24 protein-coding genes are annotated in these 26,537 nt (G+C 62.1%); 18 read left to right on the top strand and 6 right to left on the bottom strand.

Going from position 1 to position 26,537, the window contains the following annotated elements; genetic code table 11:
• Positions 1 to 6 precede the first annotated feature (6 nt).
• From EKO19_RS05835 to EKO19_RS05765, 15 genes are all read left to right on the top strand, one after another.
• Positions 7 to 2,037 (top strand): glycosyltransferase family 39 protein, encoded by a 2,031-nt coding sequence (locus EKO19_RS05835; RefSeq protein WP_129775422.1) that lies wholly within the window; start codon positions 7 to 9, stop codon positions 2,035 to 2,037.
• Positions 2,038 to 2,041: 4 nt separating this feature from the next.
• Positions 2,042 to 3,493: a lipopolysaccharide biosynthesis protein gene (locus tag EKO19_RS05830; protein WP_322095736.1), complete on the top strand. Its 1,452-nt coding sequence runs from the start codon at positions 2,042 to 2,044 to the stop codon at positions 3,491 to 3,493.
• A gap of 106 nt (positions 3,494 to 3,599) precedes the next feature.
• Positions 3,600 to 4,631, top strand: a complete 1,032-nt coding sequence (locus EKO19_RS05825; RefSeq protein WP_129775420.1) for a sulfotransferase family protein — start codon at positions 3,600 to 3,602, stop codon at positions 4,629 to 4,631.
• A 211-nt stretch (positions 4,632 to 4,842) separates the two neighbouring features.
• On the top strand, positions 4,843 to 6,150 hold the full coding sequence (locus EKO19_RS05820) for an O-antigen ligase family protein (protein WP_129775419.1): 1,308 nt from the start codon (positions 4,843 to 4,845) through the stop codon (positions 6,148 to 6,150).
• A gap of 18 nt (positions 6,151 to 6,168) precedes the next feature.
• Positions 6,169 to 7,305 (top strand): glycosyltransferase family 4 protein, encoded by a 1,137-nt coding sequence (locus EKO19_RS05815; RefSeq protein ID WP_129775418.1) that lies wholly within the window; start codon positions 6,169 to 6,171, stop codon positions 7,303 to 7,305.
• 2 nt (positions 7,306 to 7,307) lie between these two features.
• Positions 7,308 to 8,495 carry a glycosyltransferase gene (locus EKO19_RS05810; protein WP_129775417.1) on the top strand — a complete coding sequence of 396 codons (1,188 nt, stop codon included), beginning with the start codon at positions 7,308 to 7,310 and terminating at the stop codon, positions 8,493 to 8,495.
• Positions 8,488 to 9,579, top strand: a complete 1,092-nt coding sequence (locus EKO19_RS05805) for a glycosyltransferase family 4 protein (protein WP_129775416.1) — start codon at positions 8,488 to 8,490, stop codon at positions 9,577 to 9,579. Before EKO19_RS05810 ends, EKO19_RS05805 begins: the two co-directional genes overlap by 8 nt.
• A 5-nt stretch (positions 9,580 to 9,584) precedes the next feature.
• Complete coding sequence (locus EKO19_RS05800) at positions 9,585 to 10,961, top strand: AMP-binding protein (RefSeq protein ID WP_129775415.1); 1,377 nt, start codon at positions 9,585 to 9,587, stop codon at positions 10,959 to 10,961.
• Between the two features lie 10 nt (positions 10,962 to 10,971).
• The gene (locus EKO19_RS05795; RefSeq protein ID WP_129775414.1) at positions 10,972 to 12,972 is read left to right on the top strand and encodes a heparinase II/III family protein; all 2,001 of its coding nucleotides are present in this window, start codon (positions 10,972 to 10,974) and stop codon (positions 12,970 to 12,972) included.
• A 31-nt stretch (positions 12,973 to 13,003) separates the two neighbouring features.
• A complete protein-coding gene (gene ctlX, locus EKO19_RS05790) occupies positions 13,004 to 13,954 on the top strand; it encodes a citrulline utilization hydrolase CtlX (protein ID WP_217705130.1) in 951 nt (316 codons plus the stop codon).
• 9 nt (positions 13,955 to 13,963) lie between these two features.
• Positions 13,964 to 14,608, top strand: a complete 645-nt coding sequence (gene plsY, locus EKO19_RS05785; RefSeq protein ID WP_129775413.1) for a glycerol-3-phosphate 1-O-acyltransferase PlsY — start codon at positions 13,964 to 13,966, stop codon at positions 14,606 to 14,608.
• A 4-nt stretch (positions 14,609 to 14,612) separates the two neighbouring features.
• Positions 14,613 to 15,650: a biotin--[acetyl-CoA-carboxylase] ligase gene (locus EKO19_RS05780; protein ID WP_129775412.1), complete on the top strand. Its 1,038-nt coding sequence runs from the start codon at positions 14,613 to 14,615 to the stop codon at positions 15,648 to 15,650.
• 5 nt (positions 15,651 to 15,655) lie between these two features.
• Complete coding sequence (locus EKO19_RS05775; RefSeq protein WP_129775411.1) at positions 15,656 to 16,408, top strand: type III pantothenate kinase; 753 nt, start codon at positions 15,656 to 15,658, stop codon at positions 16,406 to 16,408.
• 189 nt (positions 16,409 to 16,597) lie between these two features.
• Positions 16,598 to 16,903, top strand: coding sequence for a cytochrome c family protein (locus EKO19_RS05770; RefSeq protein ID WP_129775410.1), 306 nt, complete (start codon positions 16,598 to 16,600; stop codon positions 16,901 to 16,903).
• A gap of 20 nt (positions 16,904 to 16,923) precedes the next feature.
• Complete coding sequence (locus EKO19_RS05765) at positions 16,924 to 17,682, top strand: SPOR domain-containing protein (protein WP_129775409.1); 759 nt, start codon at positions 16,924 to 16,926, stop codon at positions 17,680 to 17,682.
• 4 nt (positions 17,683 to 17,686) lie between these two features.
• Here the strand turns inward: EKO19_RS05765 and EKO19_RS05760 are convergent, their stop codons facing one another.
• From EKO19_RS05760 to EKO19_RS05750, 3 genes are read right to left on the bottom strand one after another with little or no spacing between them, the layout of a single operon-like run.
• Positions 17,687 to 18,052, bottom strand: a complete 366-nt coding sequence (locus EKO19_RS05760; RefSeq protein WP_129775408.1) for a hypothetical protein — start codon at positions 18,050 to 18,052, stop codon at positions 17,687 to 17,689.
• 20 nt (positions 18,053 to 18,072) lie between these two features.
• Positions 18,073 to 20,448, bottom strand: coding sequence for a hybrid sensor histidine kinase/response regulator (locus EKO19_RS05755; RefSeq protein WP_129775407.1), 2,376 nt, complete (start codon positions 20,446 to 20,448; stop codon positions 18,073 to 18,075).
• Positions 20,445 to 21,047, bottom strand: a complete 603-nt coding sequence (locus EKO19_RS05750; RefSeq protein WP_129775406.1) for a YfiR family protein — start codon at positions 21,045 to 21,047, stop codon at positions 20,445 to 20,447. The genes EKO19_RS05755 and EKO19_RS05750 overlap by 4 nt, the downstream gene beginning before the upstream one ends.
• Positions 21,048 to 21,137: 90 nt before the next feature.
• Here EKO19_RS05750 and EKO19_RS05745 point away from each other — a divergent pair, with 90 nt between their 5' ends.
• Positions 21,138 to 23,225, top strand: coding sequence for a TonB-dependent receptor plug domain-containing protein (locus EKO19_RS05745; RefSeq protein ID WP_129775405.1), 2,088 nt, complete (start codon positions 21,138 to 21,140; stop codon positions 23,223 to 23,225).
• On the opposite strand, the gene EKO19_RS05740 is transcribed toward EKO19_RS05745, so the two are convergent.
• Positions 23,195 to 23,797 (bottom strand): alpha-ketoglutarate-dependent dioxygenase AlkB, encoded by a 603-nt coding sequence (locus EKO19_RS05740; RefSeq protein ID WP_129775404.1) that lies wholly within the window; start codon positions 23,795 to 23,797, stop codon positions 23,195 to 23,197. The genes EKO19_RS05745 and EKO19_RS05740 overlap by 31 nt on opposite strands.
• 152 nt (positions 23,798 to 23,949) lie before the next feature.
• Here EKO19_RS05740 and EKO19_RS05735 point away from each other — a divergent pair, with 152 nt between their 5' ends.
• Complete coding sequence (locus EKO19_RS05735; protein ID WP_157995127.1) at positions 23,950 to 25,074, top strand: CgeB family protein; 1,125 nt, start codon at positions 23,950 to 23,952, stop codon at positions 25,072 to 25,074.
• 3 nt (positions 25,075 to 25,077) lie between these two features.
• Here EKO19_RS05735 and EKO19_RS05730 read toward each other — a convergent pair whose 3' ends face one another.
• A complete protein-coding gene (locus EKO19_RS05730) occupies positions 25,078 to 25,587 on the bottom strand; it encodes a Crp/Fnr family transcriptional regulator (RefSeq protein ID WP_129775402.1) in 510 nt (169 codons plus the stop codon).
• Between the two features lie 41 nt (positions 25,588 to 25,628).
• On the opposite strand from EKO19_RS05730, the gene EKO19_RS39450 reads away from it, so the two are divergent.
• Positions 25,629 to 25,757, top strand: a complete 129-nt coding sequence (locus tag EKO19_RS39450) for a hypothetical protein (RefSeq protein ID WP_281281005.1) — start codon at positions 25,629 to 25,631, stop codon at positions 25,755 to 25,757.
• 74 nt (positions 25,758 to 25,831) lie between these two features.
• Here the strand turns inward: EKO19_RS39450 and EKO19_RS05725 are convergent, their stop codons facing one another.
• Positions 25,832 to 26,347 (bottom strand): DUF4142 domain-containing protein, encoded by a 516-nt coding sequence (locus EKO19_RS05725; protein ID WP_129775401.1) that lies wholly within the window; start codon positions 26,345 to 26,347, stop codon positions 25,832 to 25,834.
• Positions 26,348 to 26,537 lie beyond the last annotated feature (190 nt).

Here is a 26,537-nt window from a genome sequence, read left to right as displayed (position 1 = left end):
TCGTCCATGTTCTCGGATGCGGCCAATCGCGGGTTGTTTCCAGTGAGTCCGACGTTGACCGATCATGTCGGCGGCTTCATGCGCTCGCTGTCGGAGTTGTTTCGTATCACCGTGCCGCTGGAGCGCGATCAGCAGGCGCACCGGATCATGCTGCTGGTGATCGTCAGTATCGGTGCCTGGCTGCGTTTCTGGGGGCTGGGCAATGTCGGCTTGCATGGCGATGAAGAAACCATGGCGATGGCGACCATGGCCATCGTGCGCGACGGCGCCCCCATCCTTCCCAGCGGAATGTTTTATCCGCGCGGCATGACCGAGCTCTATCTCATGGCGGGCTCGGTGCAGTTGTTTGGTGAGTCCGAGTGGGCGTTCCGTGTCCCATCGGCTGTCTGCGGCGTATTGACGATCTGGTGGGCGTGGCTCGCGGGGCGACGTTTCCTGCGTCCGTATTGGAACCTGGCGTTCGCAACGGCTGTCGCGCTGCTGCCGTCGATGATCGTGTATTCGCAAACGGCGCGCATGTATATCTTCCTGCTGGCGGCGGTTGCCGGCTGCATGGTCTGCGTGTTTGCCTGGGAGCGCAGCGGACGTCTCGGCTGGTTGATCGGCGGCGTGCTGGCGTTGGTGATCGGCATCGAACTGCATGCGCTCGCCGTTACCACGGTATTGCTGTTTCTGATGCCAGGCATCCTGCAAGGCGATTTCCGCAAGCTGCTCTATGGCGGTGTCGCCGCGGCGATCGTCATGGTGTCGTATCTGTTGATCAATGGCTGGGTCGATTCGCACTATCCCGTGCCGCCGCCGGAATATGCCGCGGATCTCGGTGCACCCATGTGGGATCGCAGTCGCGCACCGGAAGCCTTCGCACTGACATTCGAAATTGCACTGTGGATCGCGGGGCTGGCGATCGCGTTCTTCGCGGTTCATCTGTCGCGAGTGATACCTCAGCGGTTCGCGGCGATCAGTGTGGCGACGCTGCTGCTCGTCGGATTGTTGTTGCAGTTGAAGCTCTACTATCACATGGCTGTCCTGCTGTTCGTCGCCGGGGTGGTGGTGGCGCGGAGGTTTGGCGGTCCGCGCGTCTGGCGCAGGCTCAGTATCTTCGCGCTGGGCAGCGGCTTGCTGGCCTTGATTCATTTCAGCCTGCTGGCATCGACCCCGGGTTCATTGAAAAAAGTCATCGGCGCGCTGGTCGGGCAACCGAGTATCTGGCCTTACGCGCGCATCCTCGATTTCTCGGAGTTCGCCGGTCTGCTGGCGCTTGCCTCGGTGGTATGGGGCTTGTGGCAATTGATGAAGCGCCGTCGGGTCACCGACTACGTGCTGCTGGGCGTGCTGGCGGTATGGATTCCCATGTTCACCATCGGTTTTTTCGTCTGGAGCATGCCGCCGCGTTATACGGTGGCGTCGCTGTTGCCCATGATGGTGTGCGCCTTCGCCTTCGCACAGAAGGGGACTGACTGGCTGCAAGCAAAGGCGGCAGCGCGGAATATATCTCCGCTCAAGGACAGGGCGGGTCAGCTCGTGGCGGCTGCGGTGACGACAGTTCTGGTGGTGAATCCCATGGAAGTGGTCGCCAACGTGAATTCCGGGTACGAATCGAATCCGGATCACAAGGGTGCGGCGGAGTTCATGAAATCTCAGAACATCGGCCCCGGCGATGTGGTTCTTGCGGAGGATATCCTGCAGCAGACGTACTACCTGGGCCACGTCGACTACTGGCTGATGAGCCGGAATCACGCGCGCCGTTACGTCGAGCTGAAGAATGGCCGGATCCAGGACTTTTATACCGGTTCGGGCGTTATCAGTAGCGCCGCGATGCTCGAAGACCTGCTGCGCGATGCGCGTGGCCATCGAATTTTCGTCATCGGCAGCGGCGAGAATCAGAGCGACAAGCGCAGAGGCATGCGAGGCGACATGGACCCGGTGCTGCATTCGGATCAGTTCGAAGTGGTTTACGAGGGCAGGGATGGCCTGACACAGGTGTGGCGCGCCACGGGCGCACCGCCGTCGCAACCTTCATCTACGCCGCGGGAGTAGCGTCATCGCCGGGTTAGTCAGCCGGACCGCGATCATCTCGATCACGCGGTTCATGAATCAGGGACTGGTCGTCATCAGTCCCATCCTGCTGGTACGGCTGCTCACGGTCGAGGAGTTCGGCCGGTATCGCGAGTTCCTGCTGTATGCGGGCCTGCTCACGACCATCTGCGCCTTCGGCATCAACAACAGTCTGCTGTATTTCATTCCGTCGCGGCCGGAAAGCGTGCGACAGATGGTGCGACAGGCGGTGACCATGACCTTCGGCACCAGTGTGACGGTGGTGGGCGGCACGCTGCTGGCGGATTTCCTCTTCAATGGCGCCATCCTCGGCGGCTTGCAACTGCCGGTCGCGATCTATGTGCTGCTGTTCGTGAATCTGGATTTCTGGGAGTTCTACTGGCTGTCGCAGAAGCGGCCAGTGCCGGTGTTCGCTTACACGACCGGTCGTTTGATCGCACGCATTCTGGTGGTGGTGACCGCGGCGTCGATCTGGCGCGATGTGATGCCCATCATCTGGTCGCTGATCTGTCTCGAGGCGGTTCGCATCGGCGTCTCCTGGATCGCGTGGCGCCGGGCCAGAGGCAGCATCACTCAAACGAGCGAAGAATCGTGCTGGCGCGAGCAGTTCAATTATTGCTGGCCGGTGGGCCTGGCGCTCATTCTGGTGACGCTCAACAAATCGTTGGGCAACCTGTTCGTGACCAAGACGCTGGGCGTCGTCGCGCTGGCGCATTACGCGATCGGCACTCACATTCAGCCGGTCATCGGCGTGCTTCGCAATTCGATATCGGACGCGGTGCTGCCTGAGCTGGCCGCGCTGAAGAGCACGAAAGGCGAGGCCGCGTTGGGGCTGTGGCGCCGCTCGACGGTGGTGTCCATGATTCTGCTGACCGCGGCGGGCGTCGTGCTGTTCGAGTTCGCGCACACCTTTGTCGTCACGCTGTTCTCGGCGAGTTATGAGCCGGCGGTGCTGATCTTCCAGATCTATCTGCTGGTGCTGGTGCGTGAGGTGTTCGATTTCGGCGTGGCGTTGCGAGCCGTCAACCGGACCGCGCCCATCGTTACGAGCAGCCTGTTCGCCATCGTCCTGAACCTGCTGCTGCTCCTGACCATCATGCCGATCTGGGGATTGCCAGCCGCGGCGCTGGCCTTCGTCATTTCGCGCTGGACTGAGGGTCTGGTGCTCAGTCGCAGCACCATGCGTGCATATAACATCGGCCTGAAAGATCTGGCGCGCTGGGCGGACTTGGGCAAAGTTGCACTCGCCGCGTTGCTGGCGTCGGTGGTTTTCATCGGCTCCTTCTGGATCGACTACTTCGGTCTCGCCGGCGTAGTCCTCGGCTCCGCGGTATTCATGGCATTGTTCCTGGCGCTATTGGTGGCCTTCCGCGTGCCGGAAGTGGCGGCGATGGTCGGCCGCCTGCGTAAAACCGAAACGGTTGCCGCCAAACCTTAATTGACGCTTCACGGCGACGCTCCGTGCCTGAACTTTAGGCACGGACGATGCATTGGTTTCCAGTGGTTATATCTTGGTCACTCCGCCGTAACGAGGCAGTTACCCGATGACGCTGGAACAACAACAGACTGGATCCACCAGCTCTGGCATCGAGCACAACGACACTGCCTGGGAAGGCCCGTTGTTCATCGTGGGCATGCCGCGGTCGGGCACGAAGCTGTTGCGCGGTTTGTTGAGCAAACATCCCCGCATCCGGATCCTTGCGGCCGAAACCGATTTCCTGCCCTTCATCGCGGAGTGGGTCGAGCGACAAGGCAGTCCGTCGACGCCCGAGGCGTTCGAACAATTCGCCAACGCCATGAGCGGCGCGAACTATTTCAATTTTCGCCCCACGGCGCGCGGACCGTTTCGTTGGCAGGACTGGCGTGCCGCCTGCAACGGTCGCTTCGATGTGAGCGGTCTGTTCGAGGGCTTCGCGCGCTACGAGCTCGATGCCGAGCGCAGTTCCGGCGCCATCTGGGCCGATAAGTCACCCGCCTATATTCGACAGATTCCGCTGATCATGAGGCATTTCCCCAACGGCCGGATCCTGCACATCGTGCGCGACGTGCGCGATCATTGCGTTTCCATGCGCAATGCGTGGGGCAAGGACATCCGGCGCTCGGCGTGGCGCTGGGGGAAAGATGTGCTGAACGCGCATCGCCAGTGTCTGAGCATGCCGGAACGCTGTCTGGAAGTGAGATTCGAGGAGTTGTTACAGAATCCGGACACGCAGATGCGCCGGATCTGTCTGTTCCTGGATCTGGATTTCTTCGCCGGTCTCACCGAGCTGTCGCAGTCGGTGGAGCAGCGAGGCTATGCCGCGGGCCGGACCGAGATCATGCGCGACAACTTCCGCAAGTTCGAGACTCGCCTGACGCCGGGCGAGATCGCGTCGATCGAATCGCTTTCGTGGGACTGCATGCATGCCCTGGGCTACACGCCGGTGCGTGCGACCCGTCAGCGTGAGATGTCCTCGCTGATGCAATACATGCTCAAGTTGAAAGATGGCGCACAGCTGGTCAAGAGCGGCATGGCTCGTCGAGGCGTCGCGGCGGCGGTGCGTTTTCATGCGACTCACCGGCGCATGGCTGGGTGAGGGAATGTCTGGCCGCGCGCTTCAGTGTAAGTACTAAAGCGCTCGTTGCAATTATTACAACGCCCCTGCGCTCGCGCGGGCTCGAGGCGTGGAACGATGCGCCCGTGTAAGCGATCTTTGCTGGTATGCAACTTGCTCTAGTGATCCTGACAGCGGATTCCACCGAGGCCGACGTGTACTTGCAATCTTGTATCGACAGAGGGCTGCGCTGATGCGTTACGTGTTGGCCGCGCTCACGCTGTTTCTGACCCTGAGCAGTGTGTTCAGCTGGGATCCGGGGCCGGCGCCCGGCGTCAAGATCAAGAACTTTCTGTTGTACCTGCTGATCATGGGGCTGGTGTTCAGCTACGCCAACGGGCGCAAGTTCAAGATCCAGCTGCCGTCGATGAACATCACCTTCATCGTGCTGATCAGTTATTGCATCTTCTCGTATCTCGCCATCGTCCTGTTCATCGACTATCCCCGCTACAACATGCTGACCAGCGCCTTCGATCTGAAGAATCGAGGCGTCGACTATCTGCTGTTCTTCCTGGCCTTCTTTTATGGCGTGCGCTCGGAGAAGGACGCGCAGTTCGTATTGAAGTGCCTGTTGCTATCGTGGGTCGTATCGCACTTCGTTGCAGTCCTGGATGCCTTTGGTTACGTGCACATCGGCGACATCGAGCGTCGCGGTGACGGTCGCGTTCAGGGCGCGGTCGGCGAATCGAATCAATATGGCGCATTCGTGGCGCTGACCTTGCCGGCCGCGGTCGCGATGGCGGTGGCGGCGAAGGGCTGGCGTCGCTGGTTCTGGGTCGGGGCTTCGGCGCTCACGGCCGGAACGCTGTTGATGACGGTGTCGCGCGGCGCGTTCGTCGCGACCTTCGTGGCCACCATCGCCGGCGCCTACATGTTCCGACGCTACCTGTCGTTGGGCAAGATCGTCACCTGGGGCATGGCGGCCGGCGGTGCCATGCTGGTCATCCTGCTCATCGTCAGTCTGAGCTTCGGCGATCTGCTCTACGAACGAGTGGTGGCCGGCTTCAGCAGCAAGGACATGGGCGGCACCTCGTCGGGTCGTACCGAGATCTGGGCGACCGCCATCGAGATGATGTTCCAGCATCCGCAGACCTTGCTGACCGGGTTCGGCTGGAATGCTTACTGGATCATGCCGTTCCGGTATTCGCCCCATAACTATTACCTGGCGCAATGGTTCAACCTGGGGCTGGTGGGGCTGATCTGCAGCGTGCTGTTGCTGGTGATCCCGGTGCGCACGGCGATGCGCTCGTTCGCGGTCGCGCCGATCCACTTGAAGATTCCGCTCGCCGGCTTCGTGGTTTCGACCCTGGCCTATGCGACGGCCACGTTCTTTGTGGATCTTTACGTGCCCTGGATCTATTTCTGGGCATACACCGGCGTGAGCATGCGTCTGGCAATGATCGCCCGGGAGAGCGCGCCGCTGCCGGTGACCGTCAACCAACCGGTGCTGGCGCCACGACAGGCGGATCCGTATGGCTGGGTCGGCGCCGTCCGTCATTGATTCGACCTGGAAGCACCGATGAAGATCTGTATTGTCGGCCTCGACGACTTTCCGCAGCTGGCGAAGTTGAAAACAGCGAAATATGTGGGGGGCGAATCGGTACAGCACGTGTTGCTGGCGAAGGCCTGGCATGAACTCGGCCACGAGGTGTCGATGATCGTGCACGACCACGGTCAGGGCCGGGTCACCTACGTCGACGGCATTCGCGCGGTCGCTCCCTACTCGCGAGATGAAGGCATTCCGGTATTGCGCTTCGCGCATCCACGACTGACGGGGATGATTGGCGCGATGCGCGAGATCGATGCCGACCTCTATTATCAATCGCCTGCCGGCGCCGCCACTGGCATCACCGCCTGGTTCTGTCGCCGGCATGGCAAACGTTTCATTTCACGCATCGCTTCGGATCTGGCCTGCATTCCCGGCAAGCAACTGATCCGTTACTGGCGTGATCGCAAGATTTACGAGTACGGGTTACGCAATGCCGACCTCATCGTCGCGCAGAGCGAACAGCAGCGGACTTTGTTACAGCAGAACTACGGCCTGAAGAGCGAAGTGCTCGACATGGCGGTGGAGATGCCGAGCGGACCGCAACCGGCGAAGGACATCGACGTGCTGTGGGTATCGAATCTAAGACCGGTGAAGCGTCCCGAGATCGTGCTGGATCTGGCGCGCCGCTTGCCGAATGTTCGATTCACGCTGGCCGGCGGTGCGCTGCCTGGGTCGGAGGACTATTACCGGACGGTGACCGAGGCGGCCAGGTCGATTCCGAATCTCACCTGTCCTGGCGCGGTGCCTTACACCGAGGTTGGCACGATGTTCAGTCGCGCAAAGATTTTCTTGAACACCTCGCAGATCGAAGGTTTTCCGAACACGTTCCTGCAGGCGTGGGTGCGGGGAGTGCCGGTGGTCGCGTTCTTCGATCCGGATTCGCTGATCAAGCAGCGTCAGCTCGGTCACACCGCCACCGATCTGGAAGACATGATCCGCGCCATCATCCGATTGCTGGCCGATCACGATGAGCGCGATCGCATCGGTGAGCGTGCGCGCGCGTATGCGATTGCTCAGTTCGGGCCGACGCATATCGCCACCCGATATCTGGAAATGCTGGGGACGCAGGACGCGTCCGAAGTCCTGCATTACGGCACCAGTGGTTGACCATGGCGAGCGTGGAAGCAAAGCTCGACCGTGACATCGCCTCGCGCCGGCCTGCGGGCACCGCTGGGCTGGATGTCTTGTTCGTACTGAACAACCTGGCGGTCGGCGGCTCCGAGAATAAGGTGGTGAAGCTGGCCAATGCGCTCAGCGCCCGGGGCATGCACGTCGGCGTGGCGTACTTGAACGAACCGACGACGCTGCTGAAGAACATCGATAGCAGCGTGGCGACGTTCTTCCTGTCGCGACAGGGCCGCTTCTCGCTCAAGGCTAACACGGCGCTGAGACAACTCATCGAGCAGCAGAACCCGCGCAATGTCGTTTCCGTGAATCTGTATCCCGCGCTTTATGTCGTCACGGCCACGCGTTGGGCGCGGCATCGTCCGCGAACCATCGGGTTGATGAACACGACGGAGCTGCGTCGGGGCGCCAAATGGAAACGTGGTTTCTATACGCACGTCCTTCGATATCTCGACTGGACGGTGTACGGTTGTGAACTGCAGCGAGACACCTGGCTGTCTTCCAACAGTCCGATGCGCCCGCGCTCCAGCGTCATCTACAACGGCGTCGATGTGAACAGGTTCTCGGCGGCGCGCAATGGCGCCGCTGTCCAGCGTGCCCAGTACGGCATCGGCGAGAACGCGTTCGTCGTCGGCAGCGTGGGGAGGCTGGCGGCTGAGAAGAATCAGCTGCCCTTGATCGATGTGGTCGCCGACCTGCGAGCGACCGGTGCAGACGTGCATTTGATGCTCGTCGGCGATGGCCCGCTGCGATTGGCGCTGGAACAGCGAGCGGCCGAGCGCGGCATCTGCTCGGCTGTGACATTCACGGGCGCGTTACCGGATGTCCGCGCGGCGCTGAAAGTATTCGATGTTTTCGTTCTGCCCTCACTGTCCGAAACATTCTCGAATGCCGCGCTCGAAGCGATGGCGATGCAACTGCCGGTGATCCTGACACGCACCGGTGGCGCCGCGGAAATGATCGAACACGGCCGCGAGGGTTATATCGTCGATGTGGCCGAGCTACCGCGACAGTTGCCCGGGCTGATCAATCAGCTGCGGCTGGACAACATGTTACGCACTCGTATGGCTGCAGCCGCGTCGATGCGAGCGCAGCGGGAGTTCTCCTGGGAAGGGATGCTCACCGCCTACCAGAACATGCTCGGCGCACGCGAGGCGGTCAGCCATGCGTGAGTCTTCCAACGTCCTGATGCTCGGGCCGGGGCTGAATGTCCGAGGTGGCGTGTCGGGCGTGGAACGGCTGCTGCTCGATGCGTTGCCTGAAGAGGTCCACGCCACTCATATCGCCACCATGGTCGAAGGGGGCAAGTGGACCAAGGCTGTCACGTTCGCGCAGTCCCTGGCCAAGCTGACCCTGGAGCTGCGTCAGCATCCCGATGTGGTCCATATTCATTTTGCGAGCGGGGCCAGCAATATTCGCAAGATCATCCTGGCCCGCATTGCATTGGCTCGCGGCGCCAGCGTCATCATGCATGCGCATGGCGGCGGTTATCAGAAACATTGGGCGAGCATGTCGCCCGCGGCCCGATCGATCACGCTGAACACTCTGCAACGAGTGCAGCGTCTGGTCGTGCTCGGCGAAGGCTGGAAGTCGTTCTTCGAGTCCATCGGCGTGCCGAAGCATCGCATCGTGGTGCTGCCCAATCCGGTGGTGTTGCCGGAGTCCGTGCCGGAGCGAGCCGTCGGCGGCAAGGTCCGTTTCGTTTATTTCGGGATGATCACCCGGCGCAAGGGCGTGTTCGATCTGATGCAAGCCATCGCGAACCTGTCGGCGGAGTGTCGCGCCCGGGTTGAGTTTGTCCTGGCGGGCAACGGCGATGTTTCGCAGCTGCGTGAGCATGCGAACAAACTCGCCGTGCAGGATGTGGTCGAGATTCGCGAATGGGTCGATCCAGCCGAACGCGACCGGTTGCTGGCGGCCGCGCATGCGTTCGTATTGCCGTCGCATACCGAAGGGCTGCCAATGTCGTTGCTCGAAGCGATGGCCTGGGGGCTGCCACCCATCTGCACACCCGTCGGCAGCATTCCGGAATATGTAGTGAACGACGCGAACGGATTGTTGATTGCGCCGGGCGATGTTTCTCAACTGGCAGCGGCCATCGAGAAGCTGGTGATGCAGGAAGCGGATCGCGTCCACATGGGCCGGCTCGCGCGCGCCACAGTGGAACCATTGTGCGTCAAACAGTATTCGGATCGCATGTGCGCCGTGTACCGCTCCGTCGCCAACGGTCATGGCCGGCGGGCGGTCGCACGCTGAGCGGAATGTCACTGGGGTCGGGCATGCAAGCGCTGGTAAAAAAACTCAAGCTGCTCCAGGTCGGCGACACCGCCGTACGTCGCAATCCCTTGTTCTATGCCGACGCGCAGCGCGAGTTCGAGCGGCTGGAACGCGCCGGTTTCAACGAGCGCCGCAAATGGACCAACGAGCGGTTGAGCGAATTGCTCTTTCCGGCGAGCCGCAGCGGCTACGGACGCGTCGTACGAGGCGGTGGCGATATTGCCAGCTGGCCGTTGCTGACCAAGGCCGAGGTGCGCGGCGCCCCGAAGGTGTTCGCGATCGGTTCGCAACTCTTTACGATCAAAGCGAATACCGGCGGCACGTCGGGTGCACCGCTGGACATCGTGCGTTCGTTGCGGTCCGTGGTAGTCGAGCAGGTGTGCATCGATCGCATGATGAAGAAGGTCGGCGTCGACGCTCGCTCGGCGAGATGCGCGGTCTTGCGCACCGAAAGCATCAAGGACCCGAACGATTTCAAGCCGCCGTATTGGGTATTTGCCGGCGGCGGCAATCGGCTGGTGCTGTCATCGACGCATCTGAACGCCGCCACGATCGAGCACTACGCGCAGATGATCGACACGTTCAATCCGGAATGTCTGCTCGGCTATCCCACCTCACTCGAAGCGCTGTGCTTCCTGCTGAAGCGGGCGAAGCGGCGGCTGCACATTCCCGCCGTGTTGTGTTCCTCCGAAGTGCTGCATTCCCGGGTCTGGCAGGCGGCGCGAGAAACTCTGAATTGCCGGCTGCTCGACTATTACGGTCAGGCCGAGCGCGTTGCCTTCGCTTACGCGACGGCGCCGGAGGAGTATCGATTCCTGCCCGGCTATGCGCATGTGGAATTCGAGCCGGCCGGCATGGAAGGCGAGCACAAGCTCTACGAAATCATCGGCACGCCGCTGTGGAATCGTTCGATGGCGTTGATCCGCTATCGCACCGGCGATCTGGTTCGCCTGCCCGCTGCGTGGGGTGAACGTGAGCTCGAGGAAGTGGCGCTGGGTTTACGCCCGTTCCCGGGTGTGCTCGGCCGTGACAGCGACATCCTCGTGACGCCGGACGGGGTGAAGGTGACCGGCATCAGTCACTTCCAGCGCGACGTGGCCAACATCGTGCGCATCCAGGTGATTCAGGAGAGCGCCGGCAAAGTCGTGATCTTGGTGTTGCCGATGGAGGAATATTCGGATCGAGATCGCGACCGGCTGATGCACAACGCCCGCGAGAAGCTGCCAAGGAACATGCACGTCGAGATTCGCAGTGTGACCGCGCTGGAGCGCACGGCACGCGGCAAGACGCCTTTCGTCATTCATCGGCCGCCGGTGAAGGAGTTGCTGAACAATACGCGTGCCCACGGAAACATTGCGTGAGGCGCCAGCCATGAGTCTGAAGTGGAAGCTGCAGCGTCTGTCGGCGATGAGCGGGTGGGAAGTCGGATACCGGGTCAAGCAACGCGTTCAGGCCAGCGTCGAGCAGTTCGGCCTGCATTCCTCCGTGCCGCCGCCGCCCGCGCCAGAGCGAACCGGAGTTGCGTGGGTTGCGACGCTGCCCACTGCATTCAACACCGACAAATATCGATGTGCAGCCGATGACATTCTCGACGGGCGTTTCCCGGTGTTCGCGATGTCCGCGGCCCCTCTGGGTTTCCCGCCGCAGTGGAATCGCGATCCCAAGACGGGCCGCCAGGCGCCGCTGCAATTCGGCAAGACGCTCAACTATCGCGACGAGTCCATCGTCGGCGACATCAAATATCTCTGGGAGCCGAGCCGTCACGCGCAACTCGTGACGCTGGCTCAGGCGTGGCACCTGACGCGCGAAGATAAATATGCCGAAGGGTGCCGCACGCTGCTGACATCCTGGTTCGATCAGTGTCCGTATCCGTCGGGCGTGCATTGGACCAGCAGCCTGGAACATTCGATCCGATTGGTGAACTGGTCGTTCGCTTGGCACCTGTTGGGCGGCGACGCTGCGCCGGTCTTTCAAGGGACGGTGGGTGAGGCGTTCAAGCAGCGCTGGCTGACCAGCGTGTATCAGCATTGCCAGTTCATCGCCGGGCACTTCTCGCGCTACTCCTCGGCGAACAATCATTTGCTCGGCGAGTTGATGGGGTTGTTCATCGCTTCGCTCACGTGGCCGTTGTGGAAGCGCAGCCGTCGCTGGAAGAGCACGGCGCAGCGTCAGCTCGAGGATCAGATGCTGCTCCAGAACGGCGAGGACGGCGTCAATCGCGAGCAGGCGAACTGGTATCACCATGAAGTCGCCGACATGATGATCGTCAGCGGCTTGATCGCGCGGGCCAACGGTTGCGACTTCAGTACGGCGTACTGGCATCGCCTGCGAGGAATGCTTCAGTACATTGCGAGCATCATGGATGCCGGCGGTCGTGTGCCGAACTTCGGCGATGCCGACGACGCCATCATCGCGCGACTGGATCCGGAGGTGGGCGATGTGTATCGCTCGCTGCTCGCGACTGGCGCGGTGTTGTTCGATTCCGCGGAGTTCAGATTCAAGGCGAGTGTCGGCCAGCCGGCGCGAAATATCGACGACAAGACTCGCTGGCTGCTGGGAGACCAGGCGGCGGCGAAGTTCGAGCGCATCGACCTGTCGCGCGTGACCTTGCCGATTCGCAAAGATTTTCCGAACGCGGGCTATTACGTGCTCGGTGACCGCTTCGAAACCAATCGTGAAGTACGCATCGTCGCCGATGCCGGCCCGCTCGGCTATCTCTCGATCGCCGCGCACGGACATGCGGACGCGCTGTCTTTCACGCTGAGCGTGGGGGGCAAGGAGATATTGATCGATCCAGGCACCTACGCCTATCACACCCAAAGAATCTGGCGCGATTACTTCAAAGGCACTTCGGCGCACAACACCGTGCGCATCGATGGCGTCGATCAATCGGTCAGCGGCGGCAACTTTCTGTGGGTCAAGCACGCGCAGGCGCAGGTCGTCGGCCTCGACCGGACGCCCATGGTCGATCGCTGGACCGCCAGTCACGACGGTTACTCGCGACTCAAGCATCCGGTGACGCATCGTCGTGAGATCCAATTCGAGAAGCAGCATTCGCGTCTGCAAGTGACCGATGAATTGCTCGGCAGCGGCCCGCATCAGGTGGAAATGTTCTGGCACTTCGCCGAGCAGTGCGCGGTGGTGGCCAATGGCCGTGACGTGCGCGTGTCCTGCGGCGACGTGATGTTATCGATGACGTTGCCTGAGGAACTGCGCTGCAATGTCCATCGCGGGGTCGAACAGCCGCAGCCCACCGGCTGGATCTCGCGCAGTTTCGACGCCAAGGTGCCGACTACCACATTGATCGCCACCGGCCGTATCGACGGCGCGGCCCGCCTCGTCACACGTTTCAATATCGACTTCAAGAGCTGATAATCCCGCCCCTCTATCGAGGGGGCAGGGTATGAGCGCGGCAGATCGACAGACTTCATCGCACGTCATGATGATTCGCCCGGTGGCTTTCGCCGGCAATCCACAGACCCGGGCGTCCAATGCGTTCCAGCAGGTCGATCCGAACAGCGTGGATTCGGTCAATCAGGCGGCGGCCCTGCGCGAGTTCGACGGCCTGGCGCACGCGCTCGACAAGGCGGGTGTGACCGTTCATACGTTCGAGGACACTCCCGACCCCCATACGCCCGACTCGATTTTTCCCAACAACTGGGTGAGCTTTCATGCCGACGGCACGGTGGTGTTGTACCCCATGCTGGCCGAGAACCGCCGCCTGGAGCGACGGCTGGATCTGATCGAAGCATTGAGCGCGAAGCACGGCTTTCACGTGGCCCGGGTCATCGACCTGACCCGTCACGAACATACCGGTCGCTATCTCGAGGGCACGGGCAGCCTGGTGCTGGATCGCATGCATCGAGTGGCTTATGCCTGCGTCTCTCCCCGCACCGACCTGGATGTGCTCGGCGATTTCGCCCAGCAGCTCGATTACGACATCGTCGCGTTCGAGGCCAACGATGCCAACGGCAAAGCGATCTATCACACCAACGTATTGATGTCGGTAGGCGAGCGTTTTGCCGCCGTGTGTCTGAGTGCCATTCGCGAAGATGAGCGCGATGGCGTGCTGAATCAGTTGCGCGGCGGTGGCCGGGTCGTCGTGGACCTGTCGCATGAACAGATGAATTCGTTCGCCGGCAACATGCTGGAGTTGGGTTCGTCGCTGACCGGCAGTGTCATCGCCATGTCCGAGCAGGCGCGCGGTGCCTTGACCGCCGAGCAGCGGGCGACCTTGGAATCGCATGCCGGCCCCATCGTCGCCACGCCCATCCCCACCATCGAGAAGCTGGGCGGCGGCAGCGTCCGCTGCATGCTCGCCGAACTGCATCTGCCCATGAAGAAACGACTATAATTTGGCCAAATGTTGGAACTTGGCGTCAAAACCCTGCTGGCCTATCTGCTGGGCTCGCTGATCGGCAGTCTGCTGGTCGGCCAGCTGCGCGGTGGTGTGGACATTCGTAAGCTCGGCAGCGGCAATGCCGGTGGCACCAATGCGTTGCGCACCCAGGGCTGGTCGTTCGCGCTATGGGTGATGATCATCGATATCGGCAAGGGCTGGCTCGCCGCCGGCCTGCTGGCACCGATGACTCTGCCCGGCATCGGCATCGACCCTCAGGTCGAGCGCGACTGGCTGGCGGTGGCCTGCGCGACGGCGGTCGTGCTCGGGCACGTTTATCCGGTGTGGTACGGCTTCCGGGGCGGCAAGGGGGCGGCGACGTTGATCGGCGTGCTCGTGGGCCTGAAGCCGGTCGCCATCCTGCCGGTGTTCGGGGTGTGGCTGGCGGTCGTGATGCTGAGCGGATTCGTGGGTCTCGGCACCATGATCGCGGTCGCTTTTTTCCCCGCTTATCTGGCGATCGCTGAAGCCGAGCCGTCGCGAGCCATGCTGGTGTTCGGCTGCGCGATGACGCTGTTCGTCTGTTACACCCATCGCGGCAACATCGAGCGCATGCGTGCCGGCACCGAGAGCAGGGCCAAGCGGCTGTGGCTGCTGAAACCCCGCTAATCTCATGCCCACCAGCAGCAAGGCCCAGACTCCCAAGGCTCAAGCCCAGGCACGCCGGCAGCGGCTGCTCGCCATGCTGGCGGAGGGTTCGTTCTATTCGGGCGAGCAACTGGCGAAGAAACTGAAGATCTCGCGCGCCGGCGTCTGGAAGCTGATGAACTCGCTCAAGGCGCTGGGCGTCGATATCGAGTCGGTCGCGCGCCAGGGATATCGCTTGCCGCGCGCCGTCGATCTGCTCGACAAGGACGCCATTGTTTCGTCATTGCCGGCAACCACACGTTCACAACTGGAAAGAGCCGATGTCCTGCTGACGGTGGATTCCACCAACCGGTTCGTCGCCGATTTGTCGCCGCCGCAGGCGGGACGTTTCCAGTTGTGTACGGCCGAAGTGCAGAACGCGGGTCGAGGCCGCCGCGGTCGCAGCTGGATCGCGCCCTTTGGCAGCGGCGTCTGCATGTCGTTGGGCTGGCAGTTCGTCGAGGCGCCGCCGACGTTCTCGGCGCTCAGTCTCGCGGTCGGCGTCGCGGTGGTGAAGGCATTCAAGCGCCTGGGGATCGCCGGCGTCGGCTTGAAGTGGCCCAACGATCTGCAATGGCAGGGCCGCAAGCTCGGCGGCATTCTCATTGAAATGCGCGGCGAGTCGGCCGGGCCGGCGCAAGTCATCATCGGTATCGGCATCAACATGCAGATGCCTTCCGCGATCCGCATGCAGCTCGCTGAGCGCGAGGCCGCGTTGATCGCCGACATTCACGAAATCATGCGTGAGCAGACGCCGACCCGGAACGCGTTGATCGGCGCCGTCGCCACCGAGCTGTTGCAGATGCTGCAGACGTTCACGGTCAGCGGCTTCGCTGCGTTCAAAGATGAATGGCACGAGCTCGACACGCTGGCCAACGCACCGGTCAAAGTCATCAGCGGTTCCCAGACCACGATGGGCTTCGCGCGGGGCGTGGAAGCCGACGGCACCTTGCTGGTCGATGTCGATGGCGAGCTGCGCAAGTTCGTTTCGGGTGAAGTCAGTTTGCGCGCGGTGAAGAGCTGATCGCGATGCTGTTGCTCATCGACATCGGCAACACGCGCATCAAGTGGGCGCGCTCGGATGAACGGGGCCTGGGCCCGCAGTCCGCCGCCGTGCACGCCAACTGGACGCCGGATGACTTCGTTCAGCAGATCCTGAATTCAGGTCCTCGTGCCGAGCGCGTGCTCATCGCCAACGTCGGCGGCAAGCGCATGGGTGAGCTGGCGCAGACGGCCATCGATTCGACGTGGCGCATCGAGCCTCGTTTCGTGCATTCGCCGGCGGCCCAGGCCGGGCTTCGCAATGCCTATCCAGAACCCGCCAAGCTGGGGGTGGATCGATGGCTGTGTCTGCTGGGAGCACGCGCGTTCGAACCTCGGCCGCTGTGCGTGGTCAGTGTCGGGACGGCCATGACCATCGACGGTCTGGATGCGAGCGGTCAGCACCTGGGTGGAGTGATCGTGCCGGGGCCGGACTTGATGGTGTCCAGCTTGCTGAAAAACACCAGCGACATTGCTCAGCGTGCCGCCGGCGGCCAGACCCGCGACGCGCTATTTGCCGACAACACCTTGGGTGCGATTCAGCAGGGCGCGGTCCAGGCGCTCGCGGCGCTGGTGGATCGCGCGTTGGAAACACTCGAACAGCAGCTTGGCGAGCCGCCCGTGCTGTTGCTCACCGGTGGCGCCAGTGCCCGTCTGCAGGGGGCGATTCGTGCTGCCGGCAGAGAAATTCCCGACCTGGTGCTGCGCGGCCTCGCGGTCATAGCGACCCTCCCTGACTGATTGATACGAGGGATCGGGCATCCTGCCACGGCCCTCGTGCGAGTCGGCAAAAGGCGCGACTTTTACCTCTCGCCGCCGCTGGGAGCGGCGGGGTACATCCATGTACCCGGGCGGCTTCGATAAGCTGTGCAGTACCTTCGTGTATGATCCAGCTCGTTCGCCGACGGTGAGCAAATTGAGGACGCTTGGATGGCCAGCTCGAGATTCCGACCGTTGACCGCAGTCACAGCGCTGATGGCGCTGAGCTGCTGGCCGCTGTCGGGATTCGCCGCCGACCTGGCGGCCGGCAAGGCCGTCTCTCAGGCCAAATGCGTCGAGTGCCACGAGGCCGACGACTGGGAAGGCGAGAGCGCCGCCTCGCTGCAGAGCCTGATCAGCGATATCGTCGCCGGCAAGGTCAAGCATAAGCGGCCGTTGCAATTGACGCCGGCCGAGGTGGCGGACATCGCCGCGTACTGGGGCCAGAGCAGCCAGAAGGGAAAGAAGCGGCGTTAGCCGCTCAATATAACTACTGCATGCGCGCGTTCTGTTTGCTGTTGGTGCTGGTCAACGCCCTGTATTTCATCTGGTCCGCGGTGATCGATGTGCAGGTCGGCAGCCTCGATCGCGTGCCGATTCGCGTAGCCGCCCCGCCGCCCCGCATCGTGCTCGCCAAGGAAGCGCAGAACACACCGGCCCAACCACAGGCTGCCGAAGAAGAGGAGGAGAAGGTCGCCGACGTGCGCGCCATCGAGCCGCCTCGCGTCGAGCCCTTGGAATCGCCAGGCACGGTGCAACCGCCGGTCGCTCGCCAGGAAGACCCCATGACCTGTACCAGCGTCGGCCCCTTCGCCGATCTGGGTCAGGCCTCGCAAGCTCAGGCGACTCTGCGCACCCAGGGATTCGAGCCACGCCAGCGCGTGGAGCAGGGTGAGTTGTGGACGGGTTATTGGGTGAGTGTGCGCGATCTCGCGACGCGTGACGCAGCGGAAGTGGCGCTCAAGACCCTCAACGACAATGGCATCACGGATGTTTATTTGATGCCTGGCTCGGATCCGCCGAATGTGCTGTCGTTGGGCGTGTTCTCCGATTATCAGCGTGCGCAGCGCCGGGCCGAGGAAGTGCGTGCCATCGGCTTGTCCCCGCAGATCAGCGATCGCAAGCGCGCCGGCTCGGTGTTCTGGATCGACGTGGATTTGAAAGAGCCGGGTCAGAACATCGACACCAGCCTGTTTCAGGTCGGGCAGAGTCGGATCCTGCGGCTGGAATTGCGCGGCTGTCCGGCGCCGGGCTGACGACTCAATAGCCGCGTTGCTCGCAACACCTGGCGAGCTCGTCATCGTCGTTGACTGAGCGAGCGCACGAGATGCCGACGCGATCGGCACGCCAATCGCCCCATTCGGCATCGCCGCCACCGAACAAATCTCTGATTTCTTTGCCGGCGCCTGCCATGTAAGCCTCGGTGCCGCTGCAATAGCGAGCGATCAAGCCGGCGGCGAGACAGTGCTGTCGCTTGTCGGGCGCTTTCGTCGGCACCTTCTGTTGTACGACTGATTCCATGCAGCCGTACGAAGATTTCGCGGGCCGCGCCGGGCGATTCGGAATCGTCGCGCAACCGACCAGACCGATCAGCGCCAGCGCGACCAGGAGTCTGCCGATACTCATGAGCCGAGTATCCGCAATCGTCAGCGGCCGAGGAAGCCTGCCAGGGTGGTTTTCAACAAGGCACGATCGATGGGCTTGGACAAATAGCCATCCATGCCCGCCGCCCGACATTCCTCGTCGGCGCCTTTCATGGCGTGCGCGGTGAGCGCGATGATCGGCGTGCGCTTGCCGCCGTTCTCCACTTTCCGGATCGCGCGCGTGGCCTCGTAGCCGTCGAGGTCAGGCATCTGGCAATCCATCAGGATCAAATCGTAATCACCCGTCCGCCAGGCATCGAGCGCGGCGCGCCCGGTGCCGACGACATCGACCCGATAGCTCAATTTCTCGAGCAACCGTACCGCCACCTTCTGATTCACGATGTTGTCGTCGGCGAGCAGGATGCGGGCTTGCTTGTCGGCAAGCGCAGCGGATTGCAGCCGATCGCTGGTAATGAGGGGCTGCGATTGCAGATGCCAGACTTCGGGCTGCTGAGCGAGCACCAGCTGCAGCGATGTCACCAGATCCCGCTGCGTCACGGGCTTCAGCAGATAACCGGCGAAACCGAGCTCGGCGAAGTTGCTGCTGTCTTCGCGTCGACCGGAAGAGGTCAGCAGGATGAGGCGAGTCGCCTTGAGCCCGGGGTCTGCGTTGATCTTGCGACCCAGCTCGGCGCCGTCGCAGTCCGGCATTTGATAATCCAGCAACGCCGCATCGAACGGACGACCCTTCACGTGCGCCTCGCGCATGAGCTTGATCGCTTCCTCCGCGCTGCTCGCCGTAGCGGGCTCGATACCGCAGATCTGCAGCTGCCCCGTGAGCACCTTGCGATTGGTGGCGTTGTCATCGACCACCAACACGCGCTTGCCACGAATCGAGGTCGACAATATCGAGAACGCGCCGGTTACTGGATGACCTTGCTTGAAGCGCGCGGTGAACCAGAATGTCGAGCCCGCGCCTTCGCGACTGGTGACACCGACCTCGCCGCCCATGAGGTCGACCAGGCGACGCACGATCGACAGGCCCAGCCCGGTGCCACCGAAGCGGCGCGTGGTCGACGAATCGACTTGAGTGAATGGCGAGAACAGCGCCTTGATCCGGTCGGCTGGAATGCCGATGCCCGTGTCGCGGACTTCACAGCGAACAAACACGCCTTGCGCGTCATGCGACAGCACACTGAGCGCGAGTGAAACCTCGCCCTTGCTGGTGAACTTCACCGCGTTGCCGCCGAGGTTCAACAGGATCTGGCGGACGCGACCGGCGTCGCCCCGCACGGCGGCCGGCAGATCCGGATCGATCTGCAATGTGACTTCCAGGCCTTTCGCATGCGCTTGCACGGACAGCAGCCGGGCCACGTCTTCGAACGTGTCGCGCAGGTCCATGTCGTGAGCTTCCAGTTCGAGCTTGCCGGCCTCGATCTTGGAGAAGTCCAGAATGTCGTTGATCACGGTCAGCAGCGCGGCGCCGCTGTCCTTGATGGTCTGCACGTAGTCGCGCTGAGTCGTATCGAGCCGCGTGTCGAGCAGCAGATCGGTCATGCCGAGCACGCCATTCATGGGCGTACGGATCTCATGACTCATGTTGGCAAGGAACTCGCTCTTCGCCTTGTTCGCGGCGCTCGCGAGGGCCGCCGATTCGGTCGCGTGCCGGGTGGCGTCGGCCAGTCGATTGTTACTGGTTGCCAGCTCATGCGTTCGAGCGGCGACGCGTTGTTCCAGTTCATCCCGGGCGCGCAGCAGTTCGGCGTCGCGGGCTTCGATCTGCCCGAGCATGTCGTTGAATGCAACGATGAGTCGGCCGATCTCGTCGTTGTTGTGGACGTGTACGCGCAAGCCGTAGTCGCGTACGCGCGTGACACTCTCGGCCGCCCGCGACAAAGCGAGAATCGGCTTGGAGATGAATCGCTGCATGCCCAGTGCCGCGAGACTGGCGAATCCCAGTGCCCCGACGATCACCGCCGCCAGCAACCACGCGCGCTGGAGGATGCCCTCTTTCAACTCATTTCGATTGGCCCACAGCTGCAGCGAGCCGATGACGCCGTCGAGCTCGATGTCGGTCCGCACATGGACCAATTCATTGCGATCGGGCGCCGCGCTGAGGTCGCGACCGAAACGCGCCAGCACCCCGCCGCTCGCGTAATGAATTTCCGCCGCGACGATCGAGGCGTCGGCGCTCAATGCGGACAGCGAGCGAGTGGCCGCTTCGCGATCGTCGAAAGCGACTGCCGCCGCGCTGTCGCGAGCAGTGATCTTGGCTTGTGTCTCCAGGCGCACCCACATGTCCTGTTGATCGGCGCGATAGTCGGCGATGGTCAGCACCACGCCGGCCAGCAGCAGTGCCATGCCGGCGACCAGAATCGCCAGCATGGTGAGCTTGCTGCCGATGGGTAGCCGTTCGAACCATTGTTTCAAGCCGTTCATCGCGGGCCCCGTTGCACGTCGGCGGCCAGTTTCAACAGGTCGGAGCTGATGTGCAGCCCGACCTGATGCGCGTTCCCCACGTTGATGACGAAGCGCAGCCGGTGATTCTCGGTGAACAATCCGATCATTCCGCCCCGTGCGGTGAAGTTCGCGGCGTCGCTGATCGTGAGCACGGCGCGTTCCACAGGCAGCGCATAGCTCGCCGCCCTCGACGCTTCGATGTAGATCGCTTCACAGCGTGGCGCGGGCGTGGTTTCGGTGACTTGCACGGCCAATAGCGAGCGCGTGCCGACACGTTTGTTCGCGATACCGGTCGTGAGCGCGGTGTAGACGCCGTCGCCGCCGACGAAGCAGATCGTCAACGTGTCGGAGGCGTCGCTGCCGGGCCAGGCGACGAATTTGACGAAATTGAACACGTAGGCGGCTTTGAACTGATCTTCCCGTTGCCCGGCTGCATCGGCATGGGCGCTGCCGCTCGCAGCCGTGAGGGCTGCGAGCATCGCGACTATGTGCAGGATGCGATTCATTTCGATCGAATTCAGGTCGTTGGTCCGTGCGTCGGCGCGCACTCCATTCCTGCGCCATTGTGCGTGAGTCATCGGCCGCCTGCGCGCGACGGAGTGCTACTCGGATCTCACTTTGCTGCGTTTGCGGGTCGCCTGCCGGCCGCTTAAGGAGAAGCCTTATGCATGCTGTGCGCCGCTGCGCCGAAGATCCAGGACATCGAGGCGAACTCGCTGCAAATGACGATTAACTTAAGTTATCTCCTGCGTGCACTGACCGGCGCCAGCGTGCTCACGCTGGTGTGCGTCGGCGCGTTGGCCGATGGTGGCGATCTCGACACGCTCAGTCTCGAACAGCTGATGGACATGAATGTTCATGTGGTCCACGGCGCCTCGAAATACGAGCAGCGCGTGACGCGGGCGCCGTCATCCATCAGTATCGTCACCGCCGAAGACATTCGTCGCTTCGGTTACACCAGCCTGGCGGATGTCCTGCGCGACGTTCGGGGCTTGTATGTCACGAACGATCGCAATTACACCTATGTGGGCGTGCGTGGCTTCCTGCGTCCGGGCGATTACAGCACGCGAGTGTTGCTGCTGATCGACGGTCACCGCATGAACGACAACGTCTACGACAGCGGCTCGGTGGGCCTGGAATCCATGCTCGATGTGGAGCTGATCGATCGCGTCGAGATCATCCGCGGTCCGAGCTCGTCTTTGTATGGCAGTAGCGCGTTTTTCGGTGTGATCAACGTGATCACGAAGCGGGGCCGCGGGGTCGATGGCGCGGAGCTCGGGGTCGACACTGCCAGTTACGACACTCAGAAAATGCGCGCCATTTATGGCACGACATTCGACAGCGGTGCCGACTGGCTGGTGTCGCTGACCCATTACTCGAGCGACGGAATGAATTTTCATTATCCCGAGTTCGATCAGCGCACCACCGACAGTCCGTTCGCCGCGAACAACGGCTTTGCGAGCGGCCTCGACGACGAAAGAGCTGCGAAGTTCTTCAGCAGCGTTCGCTACGGCGGTTTCGCGGCCTCGCTGTATCTGAGCGACAGGCGCAAGCAGATTCCGACCGCGTCATTCGACACGGTGTTTGGCGATCCGCGCGAAATGACGGACGACAAGCGTGGCTATCTGCAGCTGAGCTACAAACATGCGTTCAGCGACAAGGTGCATTTGAATGTGCGCGCCTCGTACGATTCGTATCAGTACGAAGGCGACTTCCCGATGAACTACGCGCTGCTCGGCGAAGGCGATTATGAAGCGATACTCCGTGACGAAATGCGGGGCGACTGGTTGAACAGCGAAGTGCAGCTCACCTTGCAGCCGACGGACCGATATACGTTTGTTCTCGGCTCGGAATATCGGGCGAACATACGCGAGTACCAGGTCTCGTACGATGCGGTCGAGCCGCGCATCTACTATGTCGACCGCGACGACACCAGCGCCGTCGTCGGTGTGTTCGGCCAAGTAGAGGCGAAGTTGCGCAAGGATTTCAGCCTGACCGCGGGGCTGCGCTACGACTACTACGGTGAGAGCTTCGGCGGCACTACCAACCCTCGTCTCGCCGCCATCTACAATCCTTCACCGAGCTCCGCGATCAAGGCCCTGTACGGGGAAGCGTTCCGAGCGCCCAATCCGTATGAGCGTCATTACAACGCGGAACAGGCCAATCATCCGGCGCTGCGTCCGGAGACGATCGATACTTACGAGCTGGTGTACGAGCACTATTTCAATTCGACGTATCGCTTCAGTCTGTCCGGTTACTCCTATTACATCGACGGCTTGATCACGCAGGTGGAAACGGCGGACGCCGAGCCCTATTACGAAAACCTGGACGATGTGCACGCCCGCGGGGTCGAGCTCGAGCTGGAGGGTTCCTACAAAAACGGCACCGTCCTGCGCGGCAGCTGGACTGTCCAGCGTGCCAAAGACATCGGCACGAAGCTGGAGCTCACGAATTCGCCGCGCCAGTTGGGCAAGTTGAGCGCGTCGGTGCCGGTGTTGAGCAGCAAGGTGTTCGCGAACCTGGCAGTTCAATACAACAGCGACAGCCTGACGCTGGCCCGAACCCGCAGCCCTGCGTTCTGGATCACCAATTTCACGTTGAACACCCACGATCGCTGGTCGAAGGTCGAGCTGACCGCGGGCATCTACAATGCCTTCGACGAGGACCGTCCGTTCCCCGGCTCCGAAGAGCACACGCAGACCTTGCTACAGCAGGAAGGCCGCACTTATGGTGCCGAAGTCGTGGTCCGTTTCTGAACCTCGTCGCCGGCCGTGCGGAAGGTGATCGAATATCGCAATTCCTTGGTCGGCGGCACGTGATGCTGCCAGCCCCAGCGCGCTTGATCGCGCAGGATGTACGCTGAGCGCGGCGCCAGCTCCAACGCAAACATCTGAGATTTTTTCTCCGGCGACCAGGGATACGGCCGGAAGCGCAGCCGGGCGTGCCCCGCGAGCGAGATGCCCACGATCTGTTCGTAATCCGGTACGTCGCGATGCCAGCCGAGCTGCGTGCCGGGCCGATATTCCGCGATCAATGCCTGCACGAAATCTCCCGGCTGCAGGCCGAGCCATTCGGCCGCCCGTGTACGCAAAGGGCTCAGGAATTCAGGGATCGGCGGCGCGGCGTCGGACTTCAAGTGAGTGAAGTCGTAAGAGAACCCGTAGTTCACCGTGCGCCGTCGCGCGGTGTATTGCTGATAACGAGCCTCTTGCAGCGGCAGCCCTTGGATCTCCGCTACCAGAGCCTGCTCCTCGACCGCAGTAATGAAGTCTTTTCGATAGATCAGACCGGCGGGTAACGCGGGCTGAAAGAAATCGGCTTGTCTCATGTCCGCATAGTGGGGGCGGCACCGGTGGATTTCGATGACCCGGACCCACCTGGGATATTGGTTCACGGTTGGAATTTTCAGGACAGCGTCCGCTGACCCGCCCGTAACAGAACTTCGCACCCTGCCGTGCGTTACCAATGTGGAGGTGCACTGTGCGGCGCTCTGACGAAATCATATTCATCGGCCTCTCCATCACTTCGTCGTGGCGCAATGGACATGCTCCAGCGTATCGGGCCTTGATTCACGGCCTGCAGCAGCTCGGCCAGAAAGTGGTGTTTCTCGAGCGGGAACAACCGTGGTATTCGAGCAATCGGGATGCACCGGTGCTGTCGTACTGCCAGTCGCGACTGTACGAGGACGTCGAGGAGCTGCGTGCCAGATACTCACCTCGCATTCGCGCCGCGGCTGCCGTGATCGTTGGTTCTCGCGTGGATGACGGCAGGCGCGTTTGCGATTGGGCGCTCGATTGCGCCACCGGCGTCAAAGCATTCTACGATCTCGATGCGCCAACGACTCTCGCGGGATTGCAGGACGACAGCTGTGAATATCTGCGGGCGGCGCACGTGCCCGAATTCGACATGATCCTGAGTTCCACTGGCGGACCGGTCCTGCAGCGACTGGAACGAGAGTCTGGCGCGAGAGGCGTCCGGCGTTTGTATTGCAGTGTGGATGTCGATCAGCACCAGCCCACGGGAGTGCGACGTGACATCGATCTGGGTTACCTCGGCATCTATAGCGACGATCGTCAGCCAGCGCTGCAGCAGTTGCTGAGCGAGCCGGCACGGCGTCTGCCGAAGCGGCGCTTCGCCGTGATCGGCGCGGAGTTTCCGGCGCAATTGAGCTGGCCAAAGAATGTATTGCGCATCGATCACATTGCGCCGGGCTCGCACGCCCAGCTCTATGGGCGGCAACGATTCACCTTGCATCTCACGCGCGCGGACGTGAGACAGCTCGGTTACTCGCCCAGCACGCGTTTGCTCGAAGCGGCTGTTTGTGGCACGCCCATCATTGCCGATCAGTGGGAGGGCATCGATGAGGTATTGGAGCCGGGCAAGGAAATCCTGCTGGCCCGCTCGGCGGACGAGGTGACGCAGCACCTGGAAAACGTCAGTGATGCGCAAGCGGAGCAGATGGCGGTCGCGGCACGAGAGCGCGTCTGTGCCGAAGACAGCAGCGTGGTTCGTGCCGGGGAACTGATGAACTATTTGAGTGAGGCGCGGGGCCCGTTCAATGCGCGCTCTGCCATTGCGAGCGGGCTGAGTGCCGCCGCGTCGTGACGTTTACAGCGTTTTCAGCAGCACGTTGCTGAAGCGGTCCTTCACCAGTCCTTCGCCTTCCAGATGCAGGTAGCCCGGGTCGAACATGGCCAGCGAGCGCAGGCCGGCGAAGTCGTGGATGACCAGCGATTTGCTGCTCATCGAGACCAATCCCACGCGACGCAGCTCCTTCAGAGTGCGATTCACATGCACGGTGGACAGCGCAACCGTATCGGTGAGCTCGGATTGAGTGACCGGCAGCTCACAGCCTTCCGGCGTCGCGAGGCCCACGGACTGCAGTCGAACGTAGATCTCGCAGAACAGATGCGCGATGCGTTCCAGCGCCGTGCGCTGACCGATGCTCACCAGCCATTGACGGCCGATCGCCTCCTCGACCAGCGTGTTCCACCAGAACGCGCGCGTCAGCCTCGGGTAACGCGATGTGATATCCAGAATGGCCTCGCGCGACAGCATCGTCACCGACGAAGGCGCCAGCGTGCTGATGGTGTGATCCATCTTCTTGAGAATGAACACGCGGGCGTCGCGGCGATTCGGACATCTGGCCCGAGCGGCGGATGATCGAACGCACCGTGGCGAGCGGCCAATTCAAGGAGAGCGACGATGTGAGTGCATCGTTATCGAGGGATCGTCGTAAGACCGCCAGGCGCAAGGCCAGGCCGGGGCAGGGCGATAAGGGCGATTGATCCGGATCATTCCAGATCGACGCGAGTTGCGGGAAGCCTACCGGTTCCGGTCGGCTTCCACGCAACTCATTCACTCAGGTCTTTTTCGCCAGCTTCGCTTCCAGCTTCTGGGCATCGCTCAGATGCTGTTGCAAGGTCGGCAATGTTTTCTTCGCCAGGGCACGCAGATCGGGATCCAGCGTCGTATCGTTGGCCGCCGTCTGGAACAGCTCCACCGCCGCCTCGTGATCCTTCACCATCTGTTGCATGAAGTCGTGGTTGAAGTCCGCGTCGGCGGATTGATGCTCGAATTTCTCCTTCATGCCTTTGTGTATCAGGCCCGGTTCAGTGGGTACCTTCAGGTTCTTCGCCTTGGCCGCGGCCATCAGCTCCTTGTTGGCTTTGGTGTGATCCGTCACCATCTTTTGCGCGAAGGCTTTCACGTCGGCATTGCCGGATTTCGCCGCTCCGAGCTTGCCCATTTCGACTTCAGCCACGCCGGACTCGCCGGCCTTCTTCACAAAATCTTCCGCAGAGATCGCGTCCGCACCGAGCGCGGCCACGCTCGCCGTACTCAGTGCCGCCATCAGCAGCATGGTCGCAACTTTCATGATCCACCTCACTTATAACTTTTTCCAAACCTGAGACATGAATCGCCGGCGCGAGCCGGACGATTCGTTTGTTCGACAGGAAGCGAACGCGCCGTGCACGCGTCGGTTCCGGACGACGTGACGGCGCGGGTGAGTGTGAAAGTTTCAAACGGGCCGGCTGTTGTCGACCTCGCCGCGCCAGGCGCCGGTT

Origin of the sequence: Peristeroidobacter soli (assembly GCF_004138485.1) — a bacterium.
GTDB classification, from domain to species: domain Bacteria; phylum Pseudomonadota; class Gammaproteobacteria; order Steroidobacterales; family Steroidobacteraceae; genus Steroidobacter; species Steroidobacter soli.
The sequence above is the reverse complement of the archived record's forward strand: the minus strand, read 5'-3'. Positions and strand labels throughout refer to the sequence as shown.

Excerpts from the sequence above, each read along its gene's own strand:
- EKO19_RS05745 (WP_129775405.1), top strand. The coding sequence starts at position 21,138 with ATGCTGTGCGCCGCTGCGCCGAAGATCCAGGACATCGAGGCGAACTCG.
- EKO19_RS05810 (WP_129775417.1), top strand. The coding sequence starts at position 7,308 with ATGGCGAGCGTGGAAGCAAAGCTCGACCGTGACATCGCCTCGCGCCGG.
- plsY (WP_129775413.1), top strand. The coding sequence starts at position 13,964 with ATGTTGGAACTTGGCGTCAAAACCCTGCTGGCCTATCTGCTGGGCTCG.
- EKO19_RS05770 (WP_129775410.1), top strand. The coding sequence starts at position 16,598 with ATGGCCAGCTCGAGATTCCGACCGTTGACCGCAGTCACAGCGCTGATG.
- EKO19_RS05820 (WP_129775419.1), top strand. The coding sequence starts at position 4,843 with ATGCGTTACGTGTTGGCCGCGCTCACGCTGTTTCTGACCCTGAGCAGT.
- EKO19_RS05780 (WP_129775412.1), top strand. The coding sequence starts at position 14,613 with ATGCCCACCAGCAGCAAGGCCCAGACTCCCAAGGCTCAAGCCCAGGCA.
- ctlX (WP_217705130.1), top strand. The coding sequence starts at position 13,004 with ATGAGCGCGGCAGATCGACAGACTTCATCGCACGTCATGATGATTCGC.
- EKO19_RS05755 (WP_129775407.1), bottom strand. The coding sequence starts at position 20,448 with ATGAACGGCTTGAAACAATGGTTCGAACGGCTACCCATCGGCAGCAAG.
- EKO19_RS05775 (WP_129775411.1), top strand. The coding sequence starts at position 15,656 with ATGCTGTTGCTCATCGACATCGGCAACACGCGCATCAAGTGGGCGCGC.
- EKO19_RS05805 (WP_129775416.1), top strand. The coding sequence starts at position 8,488 with ATGCGTGAGTCTTCCAACGTCCTGATGCTCGGGCCGGGGCTGAATGTC.
- EKO19_RS05825 (WP_129775420.1), top strand. The coding sequence starts at position 3,600 with ATGACGCTGGAACAACAACAGACTGGATCCACCAGCTCTGGCATCGAG.
- EKO19_RS05835 (WP_129775422.1), top strand. The coding sequence starts at position 7 with ATGTTCTCGGATGCGGCCAATCGCGGGTTGTTTCCAGTGAGTCCGACG.
- EKO19_RS05795 (WP_129775414.1), top strand. The coding sequence starts at position 10,972 with ATGAGTCTGAAGTGGAAGCTGCAGCGTCTGTCGGCGATGAGCGGGTGG.
- EKO19_RS05740 (WP_129775404.1), bottom strand. The coding sequence starts at position 23,797 with ATGAGACAAGCCGATTTCTTTCAGCCCGCGTTACCCGCCGGTCTGATC.
- EKO19_RS05815 (WP_129775418.1), top strand. The coding sequence starts at position 6,169 with ATGAAGATCTGTATTGTCGGCCTCGACGACTTTCCGCAGCTGGCGAAG.
- EKO19_RS39450 (WP_281281005.1), top strand. The coding sequence starts at position 25,629 with ATGATCGAACGCACCGTGGCGAGCGGCCAATTCAAGGAGAGCGACGAT.
- EKO19_RS05800 (WP_129775415.1), top strand. The coding sequence starts at position 9,585 with ATGTCACTGGGGTCGGGCATGCAAGCGCTGGTAAAAAAACTCAAGCTG.
- EKO19_RS05750 (WP_129775406.1), bottom strand. The coding sequence starts at position 21,047 with ATGACTCACGCACAATGGCGCAGGAATGGAGTGCGCGCCGACGCACGG.
- EKO19_RS05725 (WP_129775401.1), bottom strand. The coding sequence starts at position 26,347 with ATGAAAGTTGCGACCATGCTGCTGATGGCGGCACTGAGTACGGCGAGC.
- EKO19_RS05765 (WP_129775409.1), top strand. The coding sequence starts at position 16,924 with ATGCGCGCGTTCTGTTTGCTGTTGGTGCTGGTCAACGCCCTGTATTTC.
- EKO19_RS05760 (WP_129775408.1), bottom strand. The coding sequence starts at position 18,052 with ATGAGTATCGGCAGACTCCTGGTCGCGCTGGCGCTGATCGGTCTGGTC.